This is a genomic window from Hufsiella arboris, from assembly GCF_009834875.1.
Taxonomy (GTDB): Bacteria; Bacteroidota; Bacteroidia; order Sphingobacteriales; family Sphingobacteriaceae; genus Hufsiella_A; species Hufsiella_A arboris.
On sequence record NZ_WVHT01000002.1, the window covers coordinates 335,052 to 353,590 of the forward strand.

The 18,539-nt window shown below is 42.1% G+C and carries 8 protein-coding genes; all 8 read left to right on the top strand.

Translation table 11 applies throughout. The annotated features are described in order from the left end of the window. Nucleotides 1-74: 74 nt before the first annotated feature. Entirely contained in the window at nt 75-968 is an 894-nt protein-coding gene (locus GS399_RS05215) for an RteC domain-containing protein (protein WP_160843542.1), read from the top strand. A gap of 1,320 nt (nt 969-2,288) precedes the next feature. Further along, nucleotides 2,289-6,083 carry a DUF5977 domain-containing protein gene (locus GS399_RS05220; RefSeq protein WP_160843543.1) on the top strand — a complete coding sequence of 1,265 codons (3,795 nt, stop codon included), beginning with the start codon at nt 2,289-2,291 and terminating at the stop codon, nt 6,081-6,083. 1 nt (nt 6,084) lies between these two features. Then, entirely contained in the window at nt 6,085-9,738 is a 3,654-nt protein-coding gene (locus GS399_RS05225; RefSeq protein WP_160843544.1) for an RHS repeat domain-containing protein, read from the top strand. Between the two features lie 3 nt (nt 9,739-9,741). Further along, on the top strand, nt 9,742-10,203 hold the full coding sequence (locus GS399_RS05230) for an Imm44 family immunity protein (protein WP_160843545.1): 462 nt from the start codon (nt 9,742-9,744) through the stop codon (nt 10,201-10,203). Nucleotides 10,204-11,370: 1,167 nt separating this feature from the next. Next, on the top strand, nt 11,371-12,378 hold the full coding sequence (locus GS399_RS05235) for a hypothetical protein (RefSeq protein ID WP_160843546.1): 1,008 nt from the start codon (nt 11,371-11,373) through the stop codon (nt 12,376-12,378). A 167-nt stretch (nt 12,379-12,545) separates the two neighbouring features. Further along, complete coding sequence (locus GS399_RS05240) at nt 12,546-13,304, top strand: hypothetical protein (RefSeq protein ID WP_160843547.1); 759 nt, start codon at nt 12,546-12,548, stop codon at nt 13,302-13,304. 314 nt (nt 13,305-13,618) lie between these two features. After that, complete coding sequence (locus tag GS399_RS05245) at nt 13,619-14,488, top strand: hypothetical protein (RefSeq protein ID WP_160843548.1); 870 nt, start codon at nt 13,619-13,621, stop codon at nt 14,486-14,488. A 183-nt stretch (nt 14,489-14,671) separates the two neighbouring features. Next, the gene (locus GS399_RS05250) at nt 14,672-18,538 is read left to right on the top strand and encodes a PKD domain-containing protein (protein WP_160843549.1); all 3,867 of its coding nucleotides are present in this window, start codon (nt 14,672-14,674) and stop codon (nt 18,536-18,538) included. The last annotated feature ends 1 nt before the right edge of the window (nt 18,539 follow it).

The following is an 18,539-nucleotide window of genomic DNA, read 5'->3' on the forward strand; positions in this document are numbered from 1 at the left end:
GAGGCTGCGGCATTGTCGGCAGACGTTTATTATTGATCAGGAAGATAACATAATACATAAATAATTAGTGAAGTATGATACAGGAAGTTGCATTGTCACTGTTAAAAGAGATGGAAAAGAAATTACAGGCTGCCGGTAAGGAGGACGTTTCACCACTTGAAAAGCTCAAAGCGACCCTGACGGCAGTAAACGCTGCGCTGGAGGAAGTAAGGAAACGTTTGCTTGCCGGTTCTTTTGCCGACGAGGCAGAGGAGATCAATTTTTTTAAAAGGATTAAGCCGGCTTTTCTTGCCAGGCGAATAACGGCGATCGAAATTTATACGATCGAAAGCGGCAAACCACAAGGGAATCCGGCCGCATTAAAGGGGTACCTGGAGGAGGAGCTGTCACTAGTTCAGCGTTTTTTTCATAAGCACCGGTTTTTGTACCAGTATTACCGCATGGATGCTTCGGAGCTGGATGCTTTGTTTTTTTTAAGGTCGGGAGATGGGTCTCCCATGCTGCTTGCGGAATGGACGGAACGGGACCGGGAATTTTCGAGCCCGGGAGATGCCCTGTTTGCCAGGTTTATCGCTTTTGAAGAGTTGCAGCGTTATTTGCTTTTCGAGATGAGTATGCCGGCAGGGGACGTGGATAGAAAAATGCTTAATATCAGTAAAAAGGGCAGGGAGCTGCGCTGGACAGGGGATAGCTGTAACCTGGTGGAGATTGCTTACGGGATTTATGATACGAGGCAGCTAAATAACGGGGAGGCGGACCTGTCGGATATTATGGATGTACTGGAGCAGTGTTTCGGGGTGAACCTGAGCCGGTATTTCCGGCGCTTTACAGAGATCAAAAGGCGAAAGACGATCAGTAAGACAAGGTTCCTGGATCAGATGCGGGAAGCGGTAAATAAGCGGATTGACGAAGGTGACGAGTTTAAGCCGCCGAAAAAGCCGGATTTTTACTGGCGGAAAAATACTTGAGTTGAGAGAGTATTTTTGACGCGACGTTAAAAATGCAGATACTCGACATCTAAATAACGAAATATTATTAAAAAGTCAAAAGTTACGTTGCTAAGAGATGTACTTCCTCGTTTATACTCTCTATTGCGATTTTAAGTTCACTGCAAAATAATGGCAGTCTGTCGTTTTAATTGCAACATAATGAATGTTATGTCACGTAGAATTCTTGTTTGTGCTTTTCTCTTTATCGAATCGATTTTTTTTAATAAAACTGTTTCTGCTCATAAAATTTCTTCCTTGCTCCATCTAGGGCATCGGCTCTAATAAACGCAACCAAATGCGATGCGGATTATTTCAAGGGAAACCGGATGTTATATACCCCTGGTATCAATTGAAGAACATTCGGCAAAAACGGAGGTCAGTATAAGATATCCGGATCCTCGGGAATAAAATTACAAGAATATGCTGGTAGTGTCGGTTTGGGTTGGAGCCTGGCGGCTGGAGGAGTTATTACGAGAACAATAAGAGGTCAAAAGGATGAAACAGGTTATTTGTCAGATTCTCGGATAGCCTTGCTTAGGAACGATCCGAATTCCAGCGAATTTAAAAGCTATTTTTATAATCTATATGACGCAGATCCGGGAAGTCATGGTTTGAAGAATGTTTTTATACGTGCAGAAGAAATTAAATACAATGTAAAGGTTTGTTCGCATGCAGGCACTGGAGTAACGATCTTCAAAAGAATACTTAAGAAATTATTTCCGTTAAGTTTAATTAAAAAAGCGCATGCTCAATGAGCTCACCATCGTCTAAATTGACGGCTAACCTTCCTTATCAACAGCATTAGATGTTATGAAACTTCGACTCGTGTTGAGAGCGCAGCGACGTTAATTAACTGTCATCATATGAACTTGTACCAGCTTATGACTTGTAAACAAAAAATTTCCAGTGTCTATTATTTTGCGACTATTGCCTCAAATTCCGAATTTTTAAAAAAAATGGCATACAGCCAACCGACTGCGTTATGATCCGTCAGCTTAGAACCACTGAGAGCAGGCTTAATGATAAAGGACTTACGCCACCCCATGGCGACAACTTCCTGACAGACAGTTACTAGCCCTGGCGGTTATAAAGTGGGCTTTATCGTCACCAACTGAGGAAACGACTACACCACATCCCATGACATTTGATTTCATGCCTATCACGACCATTAGATGGCTGTTTATAAACCACAATAATTTTTTATAAAATCTCACACTGCCATCTAGTGGCAGTGTGAGATTTTATAATTGTTAACTCGCTGTTAGCGAGTGGAAAACTAAATCATAATCTAACCTTCACATGGATTTCAATTACCGGAAATTAAACAGGATAGTTTGCGCTATTGCTTTACAGTTTCTTAGCACAACAGCTTTTAGCCAATTTGATAATAATATCACTTATGTTCCTCCTTCACCTACTGCGAGTGCACTTGTAAAGTCAGTTAATACTCCTGTGAATATGAATACCGGCATTGCAGACATTACAGCTGATTTATGCACGATTTCTGCAAGAGGCGGTTACCAAATACCCATTTATCTAAGTTACCATGGTGGCGGTGTTAAAGTTCAGGAAGTTTCAACTACTGTTGGCTTGGGGTGGAATATAAGCGCCAACATGATGATTACACGGGTTGTAAGGGGGTTGCCGGACGAGGGTCCAAATGGTTTTTTTGGTAGTGATATGGGAGCAAAAATAAGTACACCAATGGATATTCCTTCGATAGAGGGTGTTGCTAAAGGAGACAAAGATGGGGAGCCCGACCTGTTTTATGTAAAAATTAACGGCAGAGCTTTTCGGTTTACATTCAGTTATAGCGGGAACCCTGTGTACTTAGACGATAACAGTATACGGATACTCAATAGCCCTTTCAAACAGGAGCTCGGTCAGAACGGATGGGTTTTGGAAGATTTGGATGGCAACACTTATTATTTTGGGGGCGATGTGTCAAGCACCGAAGAAACCCAGACAATATTGCATGGTGAGACCTCGGATCGCACGATACCGACTTTTACATCGACCTGGTATATCAATAAAATAACGACGACAAATTCTATTGAAAATATTTCTTTTAGTTACGAGCCTGGAGGCTCAATTTCAATCAAAAACTATAGCCGAAGGAAAAAAACTTATAACAAAATTACACAGAGTTTTAAAAGAGGCTTTTATTACTTTGGTGTTACGATCTGGCCGGATCAGCATACCTCGGATATAGAGTTTTTTTCCAATGAATGGGATAATAGCGTCGAGGAAACAATTGCTTCACCAAAATACCTTGCCTCTATTACCACCACTAACGAAAGCGCTTATTTTTCCTACAGCCCCACTCTTCGTCAGGATCTTACAAATGCCAGAGCTTTGAATAAGATCGAAGTTAAAAATTACAAGGGCGAGTCTCTTAAATCTTTCGTATTCAATCAGTCATATTGGAATACAGATGAAGGACAACCGGTTGTTGCTCAGGATAAATACCGTTTAAAATTAACCAGTGTCACACTTTATAACAGGACACAGACTGCATCGATACCATTATTCGGTTTTGAATACAACGAAAACACTCTTTTGCCGCCAAGAAATTCATCCCAAACAGATCATTGGGGTTATTACAATAAGAACATTGAAGGAGACTTTATAACCGATATTAAGAATATAGAAACCTATAAGACTCCTGATCGGAAGCGAATGCAAGCAAACATTTTGAAAAAAATTAAATACCCAACTGGAGGTTATAAGTCATTTGTTTACGAAACAAACGATTATTACGATCAAATCAACGGCAAAAATGTAGACGGCGGTGGATTGAGAATTGCGAATATTATTAGCGTAGGAGACATGAATAGTCCTCCGGTGGAGCAAAAATACTCGTACCGGGACGATTTGGGTCACTCCACAGGCCTACAAATGGTGTCGGAGCCAATTTATATCACCTACTTACAACATACAACTTCTCAGACTCCGTTTGTACCGTTAGGATTACCTAATCCCCCGGACAATACTTTAGAACCATCAGATTCAGCCATACCTAGTAATGTTAAGGGGTGTTTAGTAATACCGATAAGATACACTCCAAATCTAAAAGGTGCATTGACGTTTGCAGTAGTACAACTTGCCACATCCATTATATCACCGGGTCAATCATTTAGTAGCGTTAGTTATACTCCATTTACAACTGTTAGTTCCACCTCTTACAACAATCTTTTTGACATAAACGGTAATAATATTATTTACAGCCAGGTAACTCAGGAAAATGCAGGCGAAGGTAAAACGGTTAACAAGTTTACGGACAGTAATGATTATCCGGACCTGGTAAATCAGATGTCTATTACGGGAAATACATTTGATCATGCAAAACGCATTGCTACAAATATTGCTCCTTTTACTCCACCAACGTCTTATGCATTCGCACGTGGGTTTTTAAAAGAAAGTTCCGTTTATGATAAAAATGGTGTTTTGCTCAAAAGGATCACTAATACTTATGAATTAAAACCATTAGGTCAGGATGTAGGGGGATTTCGAAGTGGCATAGTAAAGATTAACACCAATACAAATCTCCAGTTTCAAAGTATTAGTTCCACTACTTATAACATTGGCTATTATCAGATGATTTCTAAAAAGTTGGTACTAAAAACTTCAAAGGTTGAAAGTTTTGAGCCAGGGTTGGCGGCTGTTTACAGCACGACGTCTTACCAGTACGATCAGACCTACCCGTCTTTAGTAACCTTTCAAACGACAATTAATAGTGATGGAAGTAATAGTTCAGCTGATTATAAATATGTGGTAAATAAAGATGCAGTACCCTATGACACACCAAACGAAATATCCGCAGCCAGTTCTCTATATACAAATGGCAGGTTTGGACTATTGCTGCAAAGCTCGTTCAGAAAGAATAATTACATTCTGGATAAGACGACAATAGGCTACAAAAATTGGGTTATTAACAATAAACAATTGCTGTTGCCTGAATTCGTTCACAAAGAGAGCCAAAATGCATTCTTTTTAGCAAGGCAATATTTTGCTTACGATGAATTTGGTAATCCAATAAAGCTATCAAGGGAAAACGGGCCGGCAATTTCGACTCGATGGGATTATAATAGTTTATTTCCGGTAAGTGAAATGATGAATGCCGACCCTGCAGAAAGCTTTTTTGAAGGATTTGAAACCCTTAGCAGCGGAGCAGTCAGCAGTAGTACTTCACATTCCGGATCAAATTGCTACCTGGGGGATTATCCGTTGAATTTTTCTATACCTAATGGTCGCAGTTATAAATTTTCCTACTGGTATCTGGATGTCGGAAAGTGGGTGTTCTCAGGGTATCTTCCCTATAGTGGTCCGGTTTCTCTCTCTCTTGGCGACGCGATCGACGACGTCGTGGTCATTCCCCGGGATGCGTCAATTTCAACGTCTACCTTTAAACCTGGCTTGGGAATAACATCCCGGTCCGGACCGACAAGAGCAGCCATGACCTACTGTTATGATGATTACTCGCGGTTAACAGATATTAAAAATGATCAGGGTGATATTATCAAGCATTATGGCTTCACGGATAGTTCGCCAGCAGCCGCCAATCTTTTTTTGAGCGCTCCTATCTATGCATCGATGACAAAAAATTGTACGGGCAACAGTACACGTGTTTATTATGAAATAAAAGAGGGGAAATACACGTCGTATAATAGTCAGTTAGAAGCTGATCAACAGGCTGAAAACGAACTGCTTACCCAAGGACAAGCTTATGCCGATACCTATGCGAAATGTCTTCCGACAATTGGATCGCCAACTTTAAGCTGCCGGACAGGCGGGAATTGCAATGACAATTCAGGTTGTTCTGTAAGGTATGTCATCAACTATTACAATCTTGATCCTTCCAAGACCTATACTTCCACTACCGCCAATTCTGCCAATAGCGGTGCCTCTGCCGGTATTTCCAATTTTGTGAGAAATGGTACCACAGCAACGGCCTATGTCAATTACTCCGAGTCTTCCGGGTCAGGTCGTGTTGATTTTGATGTGGTTTTGTATGAGAACGGTGTGGCGGTTGATAGTAAATACAATTATATATCTCACAACTCTTCGTTTCCCTACATCCCTCAATGCCAATAAAATGATGAAAACTTTAAAGCTAGCTATGCCGGTTGGATTACACCGTGTTGATGCGTGGGTTAAATTATTTCCCTCGACAAAGCGTTTTGTTTTTTGGATGTTTTTATTCCTGATGCATAACAGCGTGCGGGGGCAGATTCTGGTGACTAGCCCGCTGACCAGCCCGACTACTACGGGAGAATATTACAATTACACCAGTATCACACTCGGTCCGGGCTTTTCTTCCAGTCCGCAGTCAGGACAAAGCTTTCGCGCCTATATATTCGTTCCCTGCTGCAATCCCGTGAATTCTTTGATGACAGTAGTACCCCGTGTGCCGGGAATTAAAGATCCTTCACAATTTGCAAATAAAGGCCCCGCCGAACTAATGAAAATGGTATCGGTTACGGACGGTCTTGGCCGGAAGATACAGGAAATTCAGGTACAGGGAAGTCCTGATCTGAATGATCAGGTTAAGCCGTTCGCCTACAATAAGTACAACAGGGAAATTGCTGATTATCTTCCTTTTTCCAGTGCTGCGAACATTGGCGCATATAAGTCCAATGCGGTGTCATTACTGGCTAATTATTATAATAGTCCACCCACAGGAGTGACTGCTACGCAGTTTCCAAAGCAGGAAGTTCAATATGACGGTTCACCGCTCGAACGTGTTGTAGAGGAGGGTGCTCCCGGGGCGTCCTGGCAGCTCTCGGGGCACACTTCCAGAGTCAGTTATTCTCACAATAACTCTATCGCGTTTTACCCCGGTAATAATCTAGGATCCAGGCAAGTTGCTTTTTATTACGCTACATCAACATTAGATGGAGCAACTCAATTGATCCGGCTAAATAATTCCAATTGGGCGGATGATAAGTTAACAGTAACGATTATTAGGGATGAAAATTGGACAGCCGGGTGCTTGGGTACAACGGAGACGTATACAACCTCCGACGGGAAATTGATACTCACGAGAACATATAATCAGCTCCAAAGCGGGCAGGTTGAAATGTTGTCGACTTACTATGTTTATGATCAATACGACCGGCTGAGTTTTATTATACCCCCAAAAGCTGAGGCTGATAATTCGACTGCTAGTCAGTTAACACTGGATAATCTATGTTATCAATTTAATTACGATAAATACGGGCGATTGGTGGAAAGAAAAGTTCCCGGAAAAGGCTGGGAGTATTATGTCTTCAACAAATTAGACCAACTGGTTTTCAGCCAGGATGCTAATCAGCGCAATACATCGTCTCAGCAGTGGACTTTTGCAAAATACGATGCTTTGGGCAGGAAGATATTAACGGGTGTTTATAATGATGCAGGTACCCAGGTAGATGCGAACCCAAATGCATTGAATAACGCGCGCCGAATAAACTTACAGTCAAGCTGTGAGGGTCAGTCCACCTTATGGGAGACCCGCAACGATGCCGAGCCGCATGGGTATACCAATAGCGCAATCCCAACAAGTAACATCGCTGCTTATTTAATGGTGAACTACTACGATAATTATACCGCCCCTGGTCTTCCGTCGACATATAATGTGGCCGGATCTTTCAGCAAGATGACCGATGGATTGTCGACTGCGACTAAGACCGCGGTCGTAAATAATCCTTCGGCGATGCTATGGTCGGTATACTTTTACAACGACAGCAGCCAATTGGTCAAAACGTTTACTCAGCATTATAAGGGCGCAGTAGTTAATGAAGGCAATTACGACGAAACCAGGGAATCGTTTAATTTTAACGGGCAGGTTGTAAGGAGTTACCGGAGTCATAAAGCAGGTGGGGTGGAAATGATTAAAACCCTGACCTCGTATTCTTACGATCATATGGGAAGGTTGCTCAGCACCCGTGAAAGAATCAACAGCGATCCAGAAGTAATTGTCGAGGCGCTTGATTATAATGCGCTGGGGCAACTAAGTAATCGTAAACTGCACTCGGAAAATAACGGAACTTCTTACTTACAGTCCATCGCCTATACTTATAACGAGAGGGGCTGGATGAGGAAAGCTTCGGCCGGATTATTTAATCTGGAACTGCGTTATCAGGATGCCCTGGCAGGTAGCAACCCTCAATTCAACGGAAATATCAGTAATCAGCTTTGGGGTACTAGTTTAAACCAGTCGTTTTCTTATGATTATGATAAGCTGAATCGTCTGACCAATGGTGTTGGACCCGGAATGTCCGAGAGCGCTATATCGTACGATAAGATGGGAAATATCATTTCTCTGAACCGGGACGGGAATCCGATTACATATAATTATAGCGGTGGCGGAAATCAGCTAAATTCAGTGTCGGGAGGCGGTTTAAACACCTTGCCGTTTTCTTATGACCCGAACGGCAATGCAACGATAGATGGTTCGAAAGCCAACATCCAATTGGGTTATAACCTTTTGGATCTGCCTCAAACAATAAGCGGTAGTCAGAACATTACCTATACGTATGATGCTACCGGTGCGATGCTTAGTAAGCAAAGCACCTCGACCGGGCTGAATGAGTACATCAACGGGATTCAGTACGGTTCGTCAAGCGGTTCATATGGAATCGACTTTATATGGACAGCGGCCGGCCGCGCGTATCGCCAGTCAGATAACACTTATCGCTATCAGTATGACCTGACTGATCATTTGGGTAATGTTCGTTTGACCTTTGATAAAGACCCGGCAACCGGCGCACCTCGGCGTCTGCAGGAGGATAATTATTATGCATTCGGACTAAGAAAGCCTGTGGCTCCGCAGTCACTGTTAAATGAATATTTATACAATGGTAAGGAGTTTCAGGAAGAAATTAATGAGTATGATTACGGTGCCAGGTTTTATGATCCGATACTGGCAAGATGGCATTCAGCAGATCCGCACGGACAAACATATACAGGTCTTTCACCCTATAGTTATGTCGGGAATGATCCGATAAATAATATCGACCCGGATGGCATGGATATTTGGGACTGGATTATTCCAAAAAATAATGGCCCGGCGTTTAACAACCCTTTAGTGCATTCCCAAGCTGATGTTGATAGACTATATGGTCTTGGCTTTACATATGCTGGGGCTAATATGTTAAGCGAAGTTACCGTCAATAGATCAAAGCCGGGTTATTGGAAAACATTCAAAAATGAATTGACAAAAGCAAATCCTTTTGGAGCAGCTGACGACACCTGGAGGGGCTGGTTGAGTGAAAAATCTACGTTTGGGAAAGATATGTTGTCTATGGCCAGCGACAGCTACTGGTCTTTAGCCTCAATGCTTGATGGGAATACCTATGTAAATTACTTTTCAGCTAGCCCTCAGGATCGGGCTAGAGCTGACGCAGCTGCTGTCGCAGGTATGATGAACGGAACGGTAACTTTTGCTCCCTTAAGTGCGGTGCCAAATGTTTCCTTAGCAAGATCTGCTCAGACAGGAGCCAGTTTAGCTGAAGAGTTACCTGTACATGGTAACTCTTTAAAAAGCTTGAAACCTACTTGGGGTTATAAATTATATTCAGCTGATGGTACATTTTTAAAAAATGGCATCACTTCTGAGGTAATACCTGAACGACGATACACAAAATCCTATATGTTCGATAAAGATATGAGAGAGAAAGTTTTATTCCCTAATAGGGCCGCTGCTTATGAATGGGAATTTCTAGAAAATCAAACTTCACGAGGCCCTTTAAATTTTAACATGCATTAGACTATGGAAGAGAAGGAGAAATTTTTAGGTTGTTTTGCATCAGGTCCTGCGGTACTCTATGAAGCTGATCAAGCGACAAAAGATATGGCGACGGAAAAAGGTAAACTATTTCGTAGTTATTTATGGGGTAAAATGGGTATTAGCGATAGATTAAAGAAACTGAAAAGTGATACTTATGGGAAGGACTTAATGATCATTTTATTCCAGTTTTATATAAATCCACTTCCACTTGAATTACAGAATTTAACGGAGATAGAACCATATAGAAAAAAGGAGAAGGCAATTGGCGTACCGATAATAGTTACCGATGAAAACTTTTTTAACAAGTCGGAAGAGGGAAGGCACAGATTTCTCAAGCAATCTATTTTACAGAAGTTGGGTTTACTGGCTGAACTTGTGAAACGAAAGAAACTTGACACTAAAATAGAGGAACTTAGAAATGACGTTGAGAAAATATTGAATTAAAACATAAAGCCGTCTGTTATACGGTAATTCACAAAAAAGATGCATAAAGAATGGCGTTCTAGATGAAAAACATAGAAGGAACTGTTTTCTTCATTAATTAAATGTATAATTCAGTCAAACTGATTGATGTTAAATTGTAAAGTTCACCAAGAAGGCCTAATATCAATTAAAGATTTAAACGCTGAAATAGATGTTAGTCAAAAACAATGGGACTCGCTTTTCTCTCTGATCAACAATTATACAAATTATTGTTATTTCGAGGGCGCCCGACTGAATTTCACTGATTCTGAGTTATCAAAACTAACAGTTGATTTGTCGGAAAATATCGTAAGTAAATCTATCGGAATTGTTTGAATGAAGTTAATGTTCCCCGTTAATGTTAATCAATCACCTGAATCTGTTTGGGTTCAGTAACTATTATTTCCGGTTTGTCTTTATACCTGACACAACTCCTTCTACGACAATTTTCTTTGATTTATAATATTGCTCAGGCTTAAATGAGAATTTATCACAATTAGTCCTTTAATTAAAATGTTTAAAGCGTTGTTCGGATAAGCGCAGTCAATATTCAGTAGCACATATTGGACTTTTCAAGGAATATGCCACCTGATGCCGTGCCGTAAATTTTAACTTGTTTGCCGTAACTACCGGCGGCTTCACTGGAGGGATGATAAAGACGCTGGTTTCGGGCTTACGCAGCCTAGCTGGCCGGTTTAGCCAAGGTTATTCCTTCCTGCGAGTGTATTTATGGGTTGCATGATGATAAGATAGCAAAAAAATTACACTGTCATTTTATTGCAGTTTGGCTTTTTATTTTTAGCGGAAATTATTGTAGTTAAGTATCATTTGAAGCTCTCCAGTATACCTTAGCGGATCATTCGGATAATAACTTTAAGTGCTGAAACTGTAGATTTAAAGGAGAAAAGTTGTAAAATCATCATTTGATGACCTCAAAAATCTTTAGTTCTTGGATATGTTCGGATGCAAATTCTCTTAACAATCACAGCGACTACACGGATGGCGTTATTTCTTATTGGCCAGGACGGGTGTTCATTGATGCTTTTAGATTAGCCAGGATACACGATAGTTCGACAGAAAAACTAATTCACCGCCGGCAATTGACGGTACTTGAAACAGGGTGGTTAATTTAGAAAGGTAAAAAATAATATGAAGAAGATAAAGGTAACAGTGTCTTTGCTGGCATTGATTTTTGGATTTTCTGCGCTACATGCGCAAAGTCATACTGATCAGAATGGTCTTAAATCATCGGTTATAAATTACATATCCGCTAACAATACCCAGGCGATGCGGTACCAGATTGCAACGATCGGTTATAATTCGTATCACTGGCAGACGGGCGGATTGGTAATGATTGAATTGTTCAATCTCTTTTATGCGACGGGATATGAACGGTATGTAGTGAATAACGGTTTTGGTACGGGTATTAACTCCGGGAACCCGCAGGTGTTACTGCTTGAATCAGGTGGAACAGAACACCACGCGAAGATTTCTTTGGGCAGTGCGTACAATTTGCAAAGCACCTATGCAGGACAGATTAATAGGGCATTGCCGGTGTACGCGGATGTTAATGAGTATTCCAAATATGTGGTTCGTATTACTTATCTGCAAAACAGGGTGGAAGAGGTGACGGACTTTAACCAGATTAAAGTTGATCTTGCCCCGGTGGGGCAGCCAATTGCCGGTTTTGTGGTGCCGACAATGATTAATGCACCTCTCACCTCTACGCAGAATTTAATGGTTTCGGGTGAGGGCGTACACTATATTTCAAATGGAAATGTAGGCATCGGGACGACGATGCCGGATGCTAAGCTGACTGTATTGGGTGACATTCATGCCAAAGAAGTTAAAGTTAACCTGAATGTACCGGGACCGGATTATGTGTTTGAGAAGGACTACCCTTTGCCGGATTTGAACGAGGTTAAGGAGTTTATAGCGGAAAACCAACACTTACCGGATATTCCTTCGGCTGCTGAAATGGAAAAGTATGGACTGAAGCTAGGGGAGTTAAATATGAAGCTGCTGAAGAAGATTGAGGAGTTAACATTGTATGTCATTGATCTAAAAAAGGAAAGCGAGCGGCAAAATGAGTTGAACAAACTGCAGGCGGTAGAGATTGAAAACCTAAAGAACTTGGTGGGCAAGAATAAAAAATGAGGTGTTTCCAGTGAGAAGATACACTGTCATTTTATTGCAGTGCGGCTTTTTAGATTTGTTCTTTTAAACGTGAACAAGGTGGTTCTACGAAGAGGACTTCCTAAAATGCCTGGCACGTGAAATGACTGGCGAACTGTTGCAATTTGGAAAGTTAAGATAATCAAGGAATGAAAATTAGCACTGCATTTTTATGCATGGTAAGCGTTTTATTAAGCAGCGAATTTGCCGCTGGCCAAAACCGGTTTCCCGAAAACGGTAATGTTGGAATAGGCACGGACAATCCGACAACGGCACTGCAAATTGGGGCTCCAAATAATTCAAATATTTCAAAGGAGATCTTGTTGCCGGGGACTTACAACTTTGAGCAAATGCGACTGGGTCAGACCGGTAACGGAAACATGGCAATGGAGTTTGTTAACCATGAAGGACCAGATTACTCTTATGGGGTACGTTTTCTGGTAGATACCGATCACGGTGCACCCGGGTTTCAGCTTCAATACGCCACGGCCGCGAGTTCATATAACTTACTGGATTATAAACCGGGGCTGTACATGAATAAGATCGGCAATTTTTCCATCGGAACGATAGACGGAAAAGGCTACAAATTAGCGGTAGCGGGGAATATGATCGCTGAATCAATGAAGGTGCAATTGCAAGGTAGCTGGTCTGACTATGTATTTAAAGACGATTATCGTTTGATGGGCTTGTCAGAACTAGAACGGTTTATAAAAGCAAACCGACATCTTCCTGAAATACCTTCTGAGGTGGAGGTCAAAGATCAGGGAATCGATTTAGGTGCTATGAATGTTTGCCTGTTAAAAAAGATCGAAGAGCTGACGTTGTATCTGATCGCTAAAGACAAAGAGATTCAGGAGTTAAGAGAAGGACAAAAGGAATTGCAGGAGGCGATAAAGAATGGACGGTAATCTGTTTGTTAATAATGGGTTGCTGCCATTTTCATGATATTGCAATTAACACCGCTAAATCAAATTAAGGACTATATAGATAATAATAATAATCATCATCTCCCCGAGGTTCCTTCCGCAGATCAGATGGCCAGGGATGGTTGAACCTGGGTAAATCAATGCATTGCTTCTTAAGAAAAACGAGAAACTAACCTTACCCCTGATCGATCAAAACCGCAGGATTGGCCAGCTAGCGAGCGAAAATAAACAACAAGAAAATCGGCAAAAAAATGATTAACAGGCGTTCAATTTTAATAGTAATCTTCTCCGGTATCATGTATTCAGTACCCGGGCAGTCACTGCAAAGTGTAACAGATAATGGTTCAACTACAACTAATCGAGTTGGCATAGGTAATGTATATCTGTCTCCGGGAAATACTGAACACGCAGGTTATATTGAATTTTACAAGGGCGGTGTACAAAATTCAAGACTGGGTTATATCGGTTATGATAATAGTAACGTGACTTATTCGGCCGAACAAGGTAATCATACGTTTTACGGAAACCTAGTCGCTAATAACAAGGTCGGGATTGGTGCAGCGCCGTTAGCGCCATTGGACGTATCGGGTGACATGATCTTGCGAAATTATCAGAATATAAAGGGGGGCGGGTCATCGATACTGTTTACACCATATGGCGATGATTATCCGCATTCGGCCTCGATTAGAAGTTACCTGGATTATGCAGAAGGCGTCAATTCACGCGTCAGACTGGTATTAAGTTCTTTCTGGGCTGGAAAAAATCAGGACGAGTTAACGCTGATCGGCGGATCGGTTGGAATTGGAACGAAATTGCCGGACGAAAAATTAACGGTATACGGTAACATTCATGCGCAAGGTGTAAGGGTCGATTTGAACGTTCCTTATGCGGATTATGTTTTTAATGAGGATTACCAGTTACCAGCGCTAAGCGATCTCCGTTGTTATATCAGTCAGCATCATCATTTGCCGGAAATTCCATCAGCGCAGCAAGTCGCCAAAGATGGCATCAACCTAGGGGAGATGAATGTGAAGCTGCTTCAAAAAATTGAAGAACTCACCCTTTATCTTATTGAAAAGGACGAACAATTGAAGCGAGAACATCAGTCAAACGAAACGTTAATAAAAAGACTGGATGCCATTGAAAAGCAAATCAGCAATTATTAGTAATGATATGTGAGAGATTCTCCTCGCGCCAACCAGATTGCCGCAAAAATAAACCGGAAAACTTTAACTTTTTTTTTCACTGACGAAACATGTCAGTGTGGCTTTGTAGCATTGCAACGATTAAAAAGGTTGGTGAATCGACTTTTCTTGAATTAAATCATTTCTTATCATATGCCAGACTGTATGTCAAAAATCTACGCGAAGTGTTTGTTATTTTTCTTGTTATTCATCTTAGCTGAAGCGAAAGCCCAAAACAAGATTGTCAGTGTTAATCCGCTGACAGGAACGGCTAATGTGGTTATTCCTATTTATAAACTAACAAGTGGTAACGTGTCTATTCCGGTCAATGTAGTTTACAGCGCTACCGGGGTAAAGGTGAAAGATGTAGAGGGGAAAGCGGGAATCGGCTGGCAGCTGAATGTCGGCGGGGCAATACGAAGAGATTTAAGGGGATTACCGGACGATTGTCAAAAAGATAACCTTGGCAATAACCTGGCTGGCTGGTTGTATAATCCAACAGGCTCGGCAATCGAAAATTTTTCGGTCACCAATGACGGTAACACCGCTACCTGCCCGGATGAAACGGCGGACATCAATTATCTGAATGGAAATTTTGCAAACAATAAAGATACCGAACCGGACGTGTTTTCGATCGATGCGCCGGGACTATCCTGCCAGTTTGTTTTTGACAAAAATCATGTTGTGCGGACTATACCCCAGCGGGACCTGAATATTACTTACACGACGGATGTGGCCGGGTTGATCAATTCCTTTACAATTATCAATGATAAGGGTATCAAATACGTCTTTGATGTGACCGAACTGGAAGGCATTATTCCGCTGCTGGGAACGGAAAGGTTAGGGCACTGGATTGACGAATCGACGATCGCTTACTTTAAGAGGAAGTATTATCAATATAAGGGTGGCGTGAGGTTCAATAGCGCCTGGCATTTGTCGAGCGTAACGGATGCGGATGGTAACCGTATTATTTTGAATTATGATAACGACGATGAGCGTGACAATATCACGCCGCTCGAGCTTTACATACCGGGTAATCAGGACAAGAAGGTAATCTATTTTTTGAGAGATCATGCACTCCCAAAACGGGTTACCAGCATGTCTATCAGTAACCCGAACCCGAATGCAAATGCGGCGGGAATTTATGAGGGCTCAGCCGGTGTTAGTTTTCAATATAATTTAAATGAGATTTCTTACCGCTCTTTTATCAGCCGGATCTACGTGCCGGGAGCAGCCTATTTATTTAACTATTCCAATGTCGGTTCCAGGTATTTCTTGCGTGATATTAGTACTGATCAATGCAATTCTCCTGTTAACTACCACTTTTCTTACCTGGGAGAAAGTTTTGCAAGCAACCGGTACACAACTCTACTGCCTGACTCTTCGTCGAAATCAATTGACTATTGGGGTTATGCCAACAATACGGCTAACAGTGATCTGAGGCCATCACTGGTTGCCAACCCATCAAATCCGGCACTGCCAAAATATGCGCTGGTTACCGATTCCTATTCGAGGCCGAATTACACGGTTCAGCTTGGTGCTTCTAACAGGATGTGTAACCCGGCGAGCGTCGCATGGGGAACACTCAATCAAATCAGTTATCTCGATAACGGAAGCACCACGCTGGAGTACGAACCCAATACTTATTTCGACGTGGCCGCTGGCGCTGCGGTCACTGGCGGAGGGATTCGGGTTAGTAAAGTAACCGACTATGACGGTATGCAAACGGCAAACAATATTGTTAAAACTTACGCTTACATCAATCCGGCTACCGGACTGACTAGTGGAAAACCGCTGTCGCTACCGGTTTTCGCTTTTTCCAGGCCTTATTCAAGCGTAGATGAAGCCGCGTCGGTTGTTCGCTCGGAGGAGGATCTGTCTGACGAGGATCATACGATTGTTTATAGTCACGTAAGAGAAAGCCAGCTGGGTGCCGGTAATACGCTATATGAATACAATACGACCGGAACCTACTGGGACAACACGGCCGAATGGTCGCCAGCATTTACTTTTGCGGGCAGATTGAATTGTAGCTCGATTGGCGTTTTATCGAACAGACCTTATGCATATCCATTTGCGCCAAATTTGAATTACGACGTAGAACGCGGACAGTTGAAGCAAATTACCGGCTATAATGAAGCCGGACAGGAAGTGAGTGAAAGCGTCTATTCTTATCAGCTCTTAGGGACTCCAATAGTGATTAGCGGTTTACGCTTTGAGGATAATGACTATGCCAAGTCTTATTCAAAGTATGCGATAAAAACTTCCATAGTTAAAGCTGTCAGCCAGATTACCAGCAAAGTATTTGACTCAGAAACAGTCAGTCAGCCGCAGCTTACTTCGACCATTTATCGCTATACCAGTCCAAATCACTTGTTGCTGACGCAGCAGGAAACGACAAGTAATGGCCGCACCGAAATACAAAATTTTACTTACGCGAAGGATTATTTTACCAGTTCCGGTGCTACGAGCTCCTCAGCTCTGTATACGCTAAATCAACGAAATATGAATTTGCCGGTTGAACAATACCTTCAGGTGAAAGCTGCAGGTTCCGGGGTTTTTAAAACGGTGCTTGCCAGGTTGACTAAATACGGTTTTTTCACAGATCAGTCGCAAACTCACATTTTGCCTGCGCAACAATTAAGCCTAACTTCGGCAGATGGCCTGGACAATTTTCAGGCAGCTTCCAATGTTTCGAATGTTTTCGCATACGATGCGCAATACGATGTGAAGGAAAATTACAGCTCGTATAACTACTGGGGAGATCTGCAAACTCAGGATGACAATAACAAGCGGGTAACGACATTTATTACCAAAAATCAAACGCATAATCTCCTTGCCGCTATTTCAAATGCACGGATCAGTGAAGTGGGTTGTTTTGACGCGGACAACTGGATTTTCCCGGCTTCGTTTATTAAAGATAACCCGCCTTATAATTATACCCAAGGTCGCAATGGGTTTGCCTTGTCGCTGGAAACAGGAGCAACGCTTTCCAAGTCACTTAACCGCGCGGTAAACAGTAAAAATTATATTTTTTCGTGCTGGATTAATGCGGTTGCCGCCGGAGCAATTACACTTTCCCTGACAGATAATGTTTCCGGTCAGTCTTCGGCCGTCAACCTGGCTTATGTAAGTGCGGCAGGGCAATGGAAATATTACGAGTTGAAGGTTCCCGTTACCTTGATTTCAAATGGATTTACCGCTAAATTCCAGAGTAATACGGCTATTGGAGTCGATGATGTGTTCTTTTACCCGGAAAATGCAGAAGTGACATCGTATGCGTATAGTGCCAATAATTTTAAAATTTCCGAAACCAATACGAACGGCGTTGCCAATTATTTCTCTAATGACAATTTCGGCCGCCCGACGTTGGTTTACGATCAGGACAAGCAAATCAAACTTCGTAAAAGTTACCAAAGTTCTTTTGCCGGCCAACTTTTCACAAATCCCGCCTTCGGAATTTCCCCAAACATTTATGCCGGTAGCAGCACTAATTTCACGCCATTCAATAATCTTAATTTATGTCAATATACAGGTATTACGGAGACCTGGGACTTTGGTGATGGAACTGTGGTCACCTCGACGTCTCTTAATGCGGGTCAAAGTCATATTTTCCAAGCGGTTGGTAGTTACACTGTAACCTACACTGTTTCCGTTGCAGGGTACGGTTCAAAATCAACTTCGGTAACCGTGCACGTAGAAAATCCACCACCTCCTCCGCCTCCGCCAGCTGTGCGCCTGCTTTATACGAACAACACTTCCACTGGAACATTTTCTTATGTCAGATTTTATCAGAATGGGACGCTGCTGTATACTTTTTACAAAGCAGACCTGGATGCGGGCATCGTTACAGTTCCATTCGGGGTATATGATGTCAAGGTGCATTGCGATGATACCTACGGAAGTTTGTATGCCCATGGTGACGCCGTAGCCAGTTGCACGCCTTATACGAAAGGTCTACATTCTTTCACGATGAACCTCTCCAATTCCACTTTTTTAAATTTTGAAGTGAACGCAGGAACCTGCAATTAAA